Origin of the sequence: Cronbergia sp. UHCC 0137, assembly GCF_034932285.1 — a bacterium.
In the GTDB taxonomy this organism is placed as follows: Bacteria; Cyanobacteriota; Cyanobacteriia; order Cyanobacteriales; family Nostocaceae; genus Cronbergia.
In genome coordinates this window covers 117,145-127,895 of the sequence record NZ_JAYGHC010000011.1, presented here as the reverse complement: position 1 = coordinate 127,895, position 10,751 = coordinate 117,145, and the positions used below count along the sequence as shown (strand labels likewise).

Here is a 10,751-nt window from a genome sequence, read left to right as displayed (position 1 = left end):
TCTCTAAAGAAAATATAAATGGAATTATTATCTGGGTTTAGGTGCGTCAGATTTTCAATTAATCATTTTATTGTTAGGTTATTTGTCTGACGCACCCTACAGGTTTTATTTGGGTTTAGGTCTAACTTCCAACTTTTTTCATCAACTCCTTAACTTGAGCAGCGACAAGTGGGTGTGGATCTTTTTGTAAATGGGGGATAATATCTCGCAAAACACTTTGAGAAACTACACTTAAATAGGAAATGGCTGCTTCCCTGACAAAGCCTGTAGGATGACGTAAAGTTACGACAATTTCGGCTGTGGTGAGTCGAATATGGGCAACTTGAGCAAAATGAAAACAGCAAGCTAAACTCCAGTCTGAGAGAAAATGACCGAGAAGAATTAATCTAGAAAGTCGTTGACGCAGACTATCATAAACATCGGTAGCTGATATCTTCTCTTGCTCTACAATTCCCGATTCTATCAAATATTTAAGTTTTTCTGCGGCTGAACGACGATCTAAAATATTTAGCAATAAAGACTTACAAGACAAATTGATTGTGTGATCTAAAATTTCTAACCCTCTGGCTAAATTAACCACTGACTCAGATCGTAAATTAAAAGCTGCTGCTTGCATCTTTTCAGGTGGATAAAGTAATTTTAGTAGAAGTAATAACCGTTCTTTAATATCCATTTCTAATTCTAGGAGTGAGTTTTGTAACAACTCAGCTATCACCATAAAATTTTCGATGTCGTGATCATTTCCTAGCGATAGTAGTGTTTGAAACTCTAAATAGGCAGAATATATTTCTCCTAAAAACCCTAATTCTTGTTCAATTATCGCTTCTACTCTACTTTCATGAAATCGATCCGCTAAACTGCCCATTTCTTCTTGTTGGTCAATCTTCAATAAGCTGCGGAGAATATAATCTCTGGCGCTACCCCAAGATATTTCTAGGTTGAACCATAAACTCTCTCTGGCTTCTAAAGTACCTATTTGAGCAATGGTGCGCCAAGCGTACATTTTCACCACATCTGGTTTGTAGATATTTGTAGCTAGTTGTAAGAGTAATTGTAATCCTTCGTTTTCTAGTCGGACTAAGGCACGCATAGCTATTGAACGGGTGGATTTATAGTACAATGCTGCCAATAATGCTGAATAATACTCTTCTAAACGAGTATCGGCGATCATTTCTAAGACAGCATGACGGACACGCAAAGATTCATCCTGTAATAAGTTGGGAATATGGACTCGTAAGGCTTGTAAATAAACTGCTTCTCTCAAGGCTTTAACGGCGTTAATTCTTTCTTGCTCTTGTTTATGAGTGAGCATTTGACGCATAGCTTTAGTTGCGGCTACTCTTTGGATGGGGGAGCCTTGGCGTAGGAGTAAAGCGGCTGCGGTGGCGCGAATTAGTGAGTGGTGTTGAGGAAGGAGATATTGTTCTAATAGGTTTAAATTAGGATTGGATTCAGCCAGCCAGACGTAACGCATGGCTAGAGCAAATACTTCTGGGTTAACTGTTTCTTGTGGCTGTTCTAATATTTGTCGTACTTGGGGTACATAAAGGGGATTTGCACCACCGAGAAGCATGACTTCTAAACTTTGACATTGCAAATCTGGGGTTAATTTGAGCAGGAGAGGGGCTAAAATTTGTCCAGCACCGGGGAGATCGATTTGGGCTAAAAGTTCTAAACAAGAGCGTTTATCGGCGGTACTACCCTTTTCTACGAGCGCTTTGACTACTCCTTGTTGAAAGACTCGTAAACCCACATTAGTTGTACTCAGTTCTCCTCTGTCGGCACTCAATACTAATAGGTCAACATAGCGCGATCGCAATTCCCAAACTACTTTCAAACAGGCCACAGCCACAATCACTGTTTCACCCATCAATACCCACTTTTGGTATGGTTGGGGTACTAGATTCTCGGAAAACATCAGGGTGAAGAAAATCGCTAGTCCTGTCAACCCGGAGGCGATCGCTTCTGCTGTCCCACCTGATAAGGTCTGCATTCGACTCCGTAGCCGTTCTGGAATCGGTTGGTAGAGTATGGGACCACTACTAATAACAATGGTGTAACGTAGCAGTTCATCGCAGAATTTCAGCCCTATCAGTCCATAAAAAAAGCCATCGGCTTGGATAGCGGGAAATAGATTTAAACTAGCGATCGCTCCTGGTAAAACAAAACCCACCATAATCGGCAAAATCGCTGCTGTAAAAAACACCCCAACTCGTTCAATTAATCGGCTAGAAAAAAACCATTGGGCTACCAATTCACACAATCCCAAAATCCCGCCAAATAAACCTAAAAAAGTCGCAAGTTGCTGACTATCCAACTTAGAATTAAGCTCTTGTAAATACTGAAAATCTACAAATAATCCTATGGCCTGCAACAGTGCCACAAAAGCAAACAACTGCCAAGCATAGCGTTTCAAGGGAGTTTGTAACCGTCGATGGCGTGCTGCTTGTTCTTCAGGAATTTGTCTTTGTGGAGTATCAGGAAAGGCTTTGCGATATTTATAAGTTAAATAAAATAAAATTCCTGATCCAAAAATAATTACAATACAAGCAATTACAATCACCCAATTGAGTTGGGCAAATTTCACCAACCAAGGCAAACTAAAACCACTAATTACATCTGCTACTAAAAGACCACTACTCACCAATGGATAAGTTCGTTTAATCTCCCGAATATTAAATATTTGGTTAGCAACAATAGATGTATTTAGATCATTAACTACATAACAGGCATCTACCCACAATCTGAGCAAAAATACAGTAATTAATGTCAGGTAAGAAATATTAATTCCCCAACGCAATAACACTAATAAAAACAAGGGTGCCACCATGCAAGGAGTAATGGCGACAATTACCGATCGCAAGGGGAAAAACTTTTGCAACCAAGAATACAATACAACCAGTCCAGTTCCTGTGGCAGCACTGGCAATATAAATCCAAGGTAGTTTATCAGATCCATATTCACCCAGAAACAGGGCTACTGTACTGTCCTCTGCCCACCGTAATCCCACACAAACAATTGTGTAAAATACAAACATGAGCCAAGTGCGATCGAGTTCTTCTGGACGAAGATTAACCCACTCAAGTATTTGCGATAGAAAGCCTCTACCTCCATTGGCAGTAAACCAGTGATTTTTCAGTTCCATGTAATTTTAGTTTTTGGGTTTAGCATAGCCCAACCAGTCAATAATAAGACAGGGAGTAGGCAGAAATAATTTATTTCCAGGACTTATTAAATATTACATATATAGCAAAAGTCCTGAACAACTGAGTATTATTTTTCTTACTCAAGTGTCAGGACGATGATTTTTAGATAAATTTACACAAGTTTATTAGTTTTAAGTGCGGTGAAGGGTAAAACAGAGACAAAATCATCTAATTTACCCACATCTCACATTTTGATCATTCTGGGTTATTTTTTAGGGGAGATCAACATCATCATGTTCCGTCCCTCCTTTTTTGGCGCTTGTTGAACTTCACCTAACTCATCTAGATCAGCAGCCATCCGTTTGAGCAGTTCTTCGGCCAAGTCACTGTGTTGGATTTCACGACCCCGGAACATGACAGTGGCTTTGACCTTATCACCATCTTTCAGAAAGCGTTCGGCTTGCTTGACGCGCACATTATAGTCGTGTTCTTCAATTTTATAGCGCATCTTCACTTCCTTTACGTCAGCCGTATGCTGCTTCTTCCGGGCTTCCCGCGCTTTCTTCTCCTGCTCAAACTTATATTTCCCATAGTCCATGATTCTACAGACCGGCGGATCAGCCTTGTCACTGAGTAGCACTAGGTCTAAGTCTTTTTCTTCAGCTAGTTGTAGTGCTTCCTGTGGCGGCATAATCCCCAGTTGGGCACCGTCAGTGTCAATGACCCGAATTTTCGGGAAGCGAATCCGTTCATTAATTTGGGGCAGATCGCGAGTTCTTTTTTTCTCAATCACAGGCATTATGATTTGTGGGATCTCTTGAAGTTAAATAGTTGGCTTGGTCTTGATTGGTTTGGTTTTGGTTCAGATGCCAAAAAAGGCAAAATTACTCAGGTAACTTAGAATTACAAAACGAATCTATATCTCTAGGGTAGCTAATCCATAGAGTAGTTGGTTGGTTTGTTGTATTTGTAATTCTACCCACTTTGATATATTTTCCCTAGAATAGTTAATGTAAATTACACAACTAGCAATTAAATTAAGTTTTATTACTATTTTTGGGAATATACCTTGACAAATTAATTATATCATGTATGCCAAAGTTGGTGTAAATATTTATCGCTGATTGTGAGCCAGAAACTCTCAAGCAAATATTTTTTCTAATAATTGAGATAATATATCAATAATTTTACGGTACTATCTTAAACAGTTCCGTTAAATTTCCCTGTGGCCTTAGTTAATCTTGAAGACAATTATCATAAATATTCTCAATTATTGTAATCAAGTAAGAATAAGACTGATGACAAAAGCAACTACAGCATTATCTAGAGGGTGGAAAGAGCCAAAACTATCACCTTTACTGGGTTTAGTTTTAGGACTAATGATCCTAACGATATGCTTGATATACAGTGTGACATTAGGTGCGCTAGAAGTACCTTTAGGCAAGATTTTGGCATCCTTTGTGGCCTTTGACGGTTCTTATGAACATTTAGTGATTCAAACTGTCAGATTACCGCGATCGCTAATTGCTATCTTTGTCGGTGCAGCCCTGGCTGTCTCTGGTGGATTGATGCAAGGTTTGACACGTAACCCCCTAGCCGAACCAGGCATTTTGGGCATTGGGTCAGGGGCTGCCCTGGCTGTGGTTGTAGCGACGTTTCTATTTGGTGCTTCTTCTCTGGGTATTTACACTTTAGTGGCCTTTCTCGGTGCAGCAGTATCAGCAGTGTTAGTTTACGTTCTCGGTTCTTTGGGGTCTGGAGGTGCTACCCCACTCAATCTAACTGTAGCCGGGGCAGCCTTAACAGCACTAATTTCTTCCTTGACTACAGCTATCTTAATTATCAGTCAACGCACACTAGAAGAAATCAGATTTTGGTTAGCTGGTTCATTGGCTGGTCGGGATGTCAATTTATTTTTACAAGTATTACCCTTTATCACCATTGGATTAATAGTAGCCTTTGCTCTGGGTAGACAAATTACTACCATGAGTTTAGGAGAAGATGTGGCCAAAGGTTTAGGTCAACAAACCGCTTGGATCAAAATAGTCACGGCTATCAGCGTAGTTTTATTAGCGGGAAGTTCGGTAGCCATAGCCGGACCCATAGGCTTTATTGGTTTAGTCGTTCCCCACAGCGTGAAATTTTTCATTAAAACTGATTATGGGTGGATATTACCTTATTCAGCAGTTTTTGGAGCAATTTTGTTATTAGTTGCCGATATTACCGCCCGTGTGCTACTCAAACCCCAGGAATTACCCGTAGGTGTGATGACAGCACTGGTGGGCGCTCCTTTTTTTGTGTACTTGGCTAAGTCAAAGGTAAAAAAATGAAGGTTGCTGAGGCTATATCTTTCCGTCTAGACCGCCGTGTACCAGTCATAGTGATATGTTTGGGATTAATCATTATGGTAGCGATGGTGGTAAATGTGGGACGAGGTGAATATCCGATCGCATTTATGGATATCATCAAAACTATTTTAGGTTTAGATACAGGAAACCCAGACCATCCCTTTGTAATTAAACATTTGCGACTACCGCGCACCATTGTCGCTTTTATGGTGGGTGTGGCATTTGGCATTTCTGGGACTATCTTCCAAGGGTTAACACGCAATCCTCTAGCTGACCCTGGGATTATTGGCATTAATGCCGGGGCAAGTTTGGCCGCAGTTACAGTGATTGTGTTGTTCCCTTCACTACCAATTTATGGGTTGCCTTTGTCAGCCTTTGCTGGGGCTTTGATGATGGCAATATTAATTTATGCTCTGGCTTGGAATCGAGGTAGTTCGCCAATTTTGTTGATTTTAATGGGTGTGGGTTTATCGGCGATCGCTGGTGCGTTTACCAGCTTGTTGATTACCTTTGGGGAAATTTACAACGTTAGTGATGCCTTAGTTTGGTTAGCTGGAAGTGTCTACGGACGCACCTGGGAGCAGGTATTTTCCCTATTGCCTTGGTTCGTCGTTTTGGTGCCAATTGCCCTGTTTTTAGCCAGAGATTTGAATGCCCTGAATTTGGGAGATGATGTGGCAAAAGGTTTAGGTAGTGCAGTGGAAAGGCAACGTGGCTTACTGGTACTGGTGGGTGTGGCCTTAGCTGGTGCAGGAGTAGCGACAGCCGGGACGATTGGCTTCGTCGGTTTAATTGCCCCCCATTTAGGACGACAGTTAGTAGGTGGAACTCATGAAGGTTTGATACCTACCTCTGCACTATTGGGAGGAATAATTGTCGTGTTGGCAGACTTGTTAGGGCGATCGCTGTTTGCACCAATTGAACTTCCCTGTGGAGTGGTGACAGCAGCAATTGGCGCTCCTTATTTTCTTTTTTTATTAATTCGTAACCGCAAAAAATGAAAGGATTATCAACCAAAAGTTTATCTTTAGCATATGATGGTACACCCATTATTCGGGATTTGAATTTGGCTATCCCCACTAGAGAAATTACAGCTTTAGTTGGTGCTAATGGTTGTGGTAAATCAACTTTATTAAGAGGTTTAGCGAGATTACTCAAACCCCGTGGTGGTACAGTTTATCTAGATAGCACTTCTATTTTGAAGCTTTCCACCAAAGAAGTAGCCCAGCAGTTGGGTATTTTACCCCAAGGGCCAGTAGCACCAGAAGGTTTAACAGTCCGAGATTTGGTGGCACAAGGACGTTATCCTTATCAAAATTGGTTGCAGCAGTGGTCAGCAAAGGATGAAGAGATTGTAGAACAAGCACTTTTGACTACAGATTTGCTGGAAATGGCAGAGCGATCGCTCGATACTTTATCTGGTGGACAAAGACAACGAGCTTGGATTGCTATGGCTTTGGCACAGGATACAGATATTTTACTTTTAGATGAGCCAACAACTTTTTTAGATTTAGCCCATCAGGTTGAAGTCTTGGATTTGTTATATGAATTGAATCAAAATCAGGGACGGACAATTGTTATGGTCTTGCATGACCTTAATCAAGCTTGTCGTTATGCTGATTATTTAGTTGCTGTCAAAGAAGGAAGGATTTTTACGGCTGGAGAACCTCAAGAGGTAATGACTGAAGAGATGGTACAAGAGGTTTTTGGTTTAGAGTGTCGTGTTGTTTCTGACCCAGTTGTAGGAACACCAATGTGTTTGCCAATAGGACGGAAGGGCAAAGGTAGAAATTAATTTTGTTGATGATCAGAGTTGTAAATTGCTTAGTTGGAAAAATAGCGATCGCTAATTTTGGTCATAATTAGAATAAAACGTTTTAATATACACACTTGGAGGTTCGGTTATCCGTATATTAGCACACGTGATGTTTGACTGCTAATATAGTCAGTATGTTGTGTAGTCAAAAAGTACGGCACAATGGCTATAAATTATTTATTGAGTAACAAGCAATAGCCAATTTTAGTATGTACGATCAGGAATCAATAGAAAATCTATTTGGTAAAGATGTCCTTGAGTATTTAAAAAACAAAAATAGAGGTGGTGCTAATAACCAAAAAGGCAACACTTACGAAAATGTTTTTACAGTTTATCAGATTGCACTTCAAGCAAAGAAAGTCTTAGAGACTCATCAAAAAATATTAGTTGCCAGCCAAATAGTAGCATTTGTAGACGATCTAATTTTAGATCACACAGAAGAAAATTTTCGACAACATCATCAACTAAAAAACTCTCAGACTGAATCCTGGGGAACTGGATATAAATCTATCGCAGATGATTTTGAGAAGCAACATACAATAAATCAAGAGCTTGGAATTAAGTCGGAAATTAAGCTTGTATTATCTTCACCTGAATTATGTGCTAAACTAAGTTCTAGTATTCCCGATTATATTCAGCCATTCACTCAGGTCTGCCACTTTCACTATGAAACTTCTCTAAGGCTTCTGCTTTTAAAAGAGTCAGGTTTAGCAGAAGCAATTAAGTATCTTTGTAATACCGAAAATCCTTCAACAGACAAAATTGAGTATGTTCTAATGGCCTTACTTGGAGCTTGGGAGGGATGTGATAAGTCTAATATTTCTATTCTAGAAATTCTTCAGCAAGTTAAAAATGTTTCTCCCTCATATATTCGTTGTTTTACCGATAACGCCCAGATTGATCTTCAAGTGGAGCTTATTTTAGCAGGAATTGAAGGACTCAAGTATATAAATAGCAGAGGTTTTTTGGTTCTAGAATATGAAGAGTTGGATTATCGAGAATTAGAATATGATTGCACTACTGAGGCATTTAAGCGTTTTCAGCAAAGAGTCATAAGTACCAATCCACAGACTTTTGATGAATTGGTTCAACTTTGCTAGAAAACAAGCAGTGTACTTTTATACCATTAGAATAAAACTCTTTTATTTACAAAACTTAATATTGTGTTATTGTCACGCTAAAGGTTTACAATGGTAAGTTGTGTCAGATTTAAGTAACTAGACTTCTTAATCACCAAACCATCACTAAAACAAGGTATCTTGGGATATATGGCAAGAGTTTATACTACCCATGCTAATGAAAAAATCAAGATATTGCTTCAGAAGTTAGTAGATGCAATAGAGCCAGTCTGCTATGGAAGCTTGATGGAAAATTTGGGTCAGGAATTAGGTAAAACGATTCTGTCTCAGGTTCATGGTGATTGTGCCAAGCTGTATGTTGCTGGGACAGTTGAAGACGCTGATTATTTGACTAAAGGTATTATTAACAGCTTAGAGAAGAAAATCTCTAGTATAAATTTTGCCTGTTTTTGGAATCATCGGGTTTCACCTTTTGGGATCGAAGATTTAAGTGCTGCACCAATTCTCAGAAAATACTTTGAGCCAGTTGATGAAAGTGTTGATTATTTGATTGTTGCCGAATCGCTAATGAGTGATGAGTGTGTTGTCAAAACCAATCTAAGTTATTTGATAGAGACAATCAAACCCAAACATATTTTTATTGTTGCATCAGTTATATTTAAGGGAGTAGAAACAAAACTTCGAGAAGAGTTTGAAGAAGAAATTCACAATAAATTTCAGTTTGTCTACTTTGCTGAGGACGATGTAAAAGACGAGCAGGGAAATGTATTTCCTGGTATTGGCGGTGTTGCATATCAACGCCTTGGTTTTGTAGATCAAAATGATAAAAATAAGTTCACTCCTGAAATTGTTAAGGTTAGACGCGCTCAGTATATAGCTGCAAAAAAAGCTCTTAATGAAGCTGTTGAAGAGATAACTAAAAAACTTTATGTGAGACTAAAAGATAAAGGCTTGCCGCGTAGATATGTTGATACTGTAGCAATGCCTGATGGTTATATGCCAGACTTTATAGATACACCAAGGAAATTAATTAACTTAGCAAGTAGCCTTGCTAGAAAACTGCGTCTAAATATTCAAAGTATTTTGCAGCCTGAAGCACAAATTGAGTTTTTATCAATACCTCAAGAATTCAAACTTAATAAACTTACTCAACGAAGTCAAGTTGCTGTTGCTGCACATCTTTACTCAACAGTTGCAGAAATAGTAAGTTTATCTGTTAAAAATCCTTACCAACCAATGCCATTAAACCCTCTGGAAATAAGGAATGGGATATTAGAAAATGCTCTGAAAATTGACTTAGATAGTTTGATAAGTTACTGTTGGCAATATCAATTACCCGTGGTTCATTTTGATAAATTTCCCAATAAAGTCCGTAAGCCAGATGGAGTTGCTACAATTATTCATAACCGTCCAGTAATTGTAGTTGGTTCAACTAGAAAAAATGCAGCTTCACTTTTATTTATTATTGCTCACGAACTTGGTCATATTTTGCTGGGTCATGTTCAAGATGGAGGAATGTTACTGGATGAGAATTTAACAACACAAGACCGTGATGATGAAGAAAAAGCAGCAAATAACTTTGCCGTAGAGCTTTTATTTGGGAAACCAGAACCATATTCTTGGGAAAGATTAGAATTTCGTCAACTAAAGCAAAAAGCAACTGAACTTAGCAGAAAAGATCGCGTTGATGTTGGTGCTATTTTGCTTAATTATGCTTGGTATACAAAAGATTGGAAAACCGCACAATCAATTTTAAAAATTCTAAAGCTAAACGTTGACGCTTCTGCACGAATCAATGTCTATCTCAAGCAATATTTAGATATGCAAAATTTGGATAAGGATAGCCTAGATTACCTGTATCGTTCGGAAGTTTTAGCTGCTTAAATTTAAATAGAGTTTGCTGAATAAACCAAAAACCTAGATAGGGTTTGCTGAAAAAGTCATTTGGTTAGGGCTAGGAGTCAGAAGTCAGGAGTCAGGAGTCAGGAGGAAGAATTAGAAGGAGATCAGAATATTCTCAAATCTGGGTAAATGAACGGTTTTTGATGATTGCATCGCTTATTTCTTGCACCTTCTCCTACTTTTTTCAGCCTGAAACTGTTGATATATCTAGGGCTTGCTGAATAAACCCAAAAGCCTGATAAATCAAAGGCTTGAAGCTAAAAAAAAGACGGTAGGCGCAAGGTTATCGCGTCTTGTGTCTGAAAAACCTTGCACTTTTGTCGATAGCCAGGGATGAAAAAATGTTTTAAACTATTCTCCTGACTCCTGACTCCTGACTCCTAGCCCTAACGAAAGGACTTTTTCCGCAAACCCTATATATCATCTGTATTTTGTACAGTGCGTAAGTCCTAGAATATAT

The 10,751-nt window shown here is 39.0% G+C and carries 7 protein-coding genes; 5 read left to right on the top strand and 2 right to left on the bottom strand.

Going from position 1 to position 10,751, the window contains the following annotated elements; genetic code table 11:
- Positions 1 to 121 precede the first annotated feature (121 nt).
- Complete coding sequence (locus VB711_RS07705) at positions 122 to 3,145, bottom strand: MFS transporter (protein WP_323285251.1); 3,024 nt, start codon at positions 3,143 to 3,145, stop codon at positions 122 to 124.
- 266 nt (positions 3,146 to 3,411) lie between these two features.
- The gene (gene infC / locus VB711_RS07700) at positions 3,412 to 3,945 is read right to left on the bottom strand and encodes a translation initiation factor IF-3 (protein ID WP_323285250.1); all 534 of its coding nucleotides are present in this window, start codon (positions 3,943 to 3,945) and stop codon (positions 3,412 to 3,414) included.
- 499 nt (positions 3,946 to 4,444) lie between these two features.
- Between infC and VB711_RS07695 the strand changes: the two genes are divergently transcribed.
- From VB711_RS07695 to VB711_RS07675, 5 genes are all read left to right on the top strand, one after another.
- On the top strand, positions 4,445 to 5,476 hold the full coding sequence (locus VB711_RS07695) for an iron ABC transporter permease (RefSeq protein WP_323285248.1): 1,032 nt from the start codon (positions 4,445 to 4,447) through the stop codon (positions 5,474 to 5,476).
- On the top strand, positions 5,473 to 6,495 hold the full coding sequence (locus VB711_RS07690; protein WP_323285247.1) for an iron ABC transporter permease: 1,023 nt from the start codon (positions 5,473 to 5,475) through the stop codon (positions 6,493 to 6,495). Before VB711_RS07695 ends, VB711_RS07690 begins: the two co-directional genes overlap by 4 nt.
- A complete protein-coding gene (locus VB711_RS07685; RefSeq protein WP_323285246.1) occupies positions 6,492 to 7,289 on the top strand; it encodes an ABC transporter ATP-binding protein in 798 nt (265 codons plus the stop codon). The genes VB711_RS07690 and VB711_RS07685 overlap by 4 nt, the downstream gene beginning before the upstream one ends.
- A 230-nt stretch (positions 7,290 to 7,519) precedes the next feature.
- On the top strand, positions 7,520 to 8,410 hold the full coding sequence (locus tag VB711_RS07680) for a hypothetical protein (protein WP_323285245.1): 891 nt from the start codon (positions 7,520 to 7,522) through the stop codon (positions 8,408 to 8,410).
- A 168-nt stretch (positions 8,411 to 8,578) separates the two neighbouring features.
- Positions 8,579 to 10,273 carry an ImmA/IrrE family metallo-endopeptidase gene (locus tag VB711_RS07675; protein ID WP_323285244.1) on the top strand — a complete coding sequence of 565 codons (1,695 nt, stop codon included), beginning with the start codon at positions 8,579 to 8,581 and terminating at the stop codon, positions 10,271 to 10,273.
- The last annotated feature ends 478 nt before the right edge of the window (positions 10,274 to 10,751 follow it).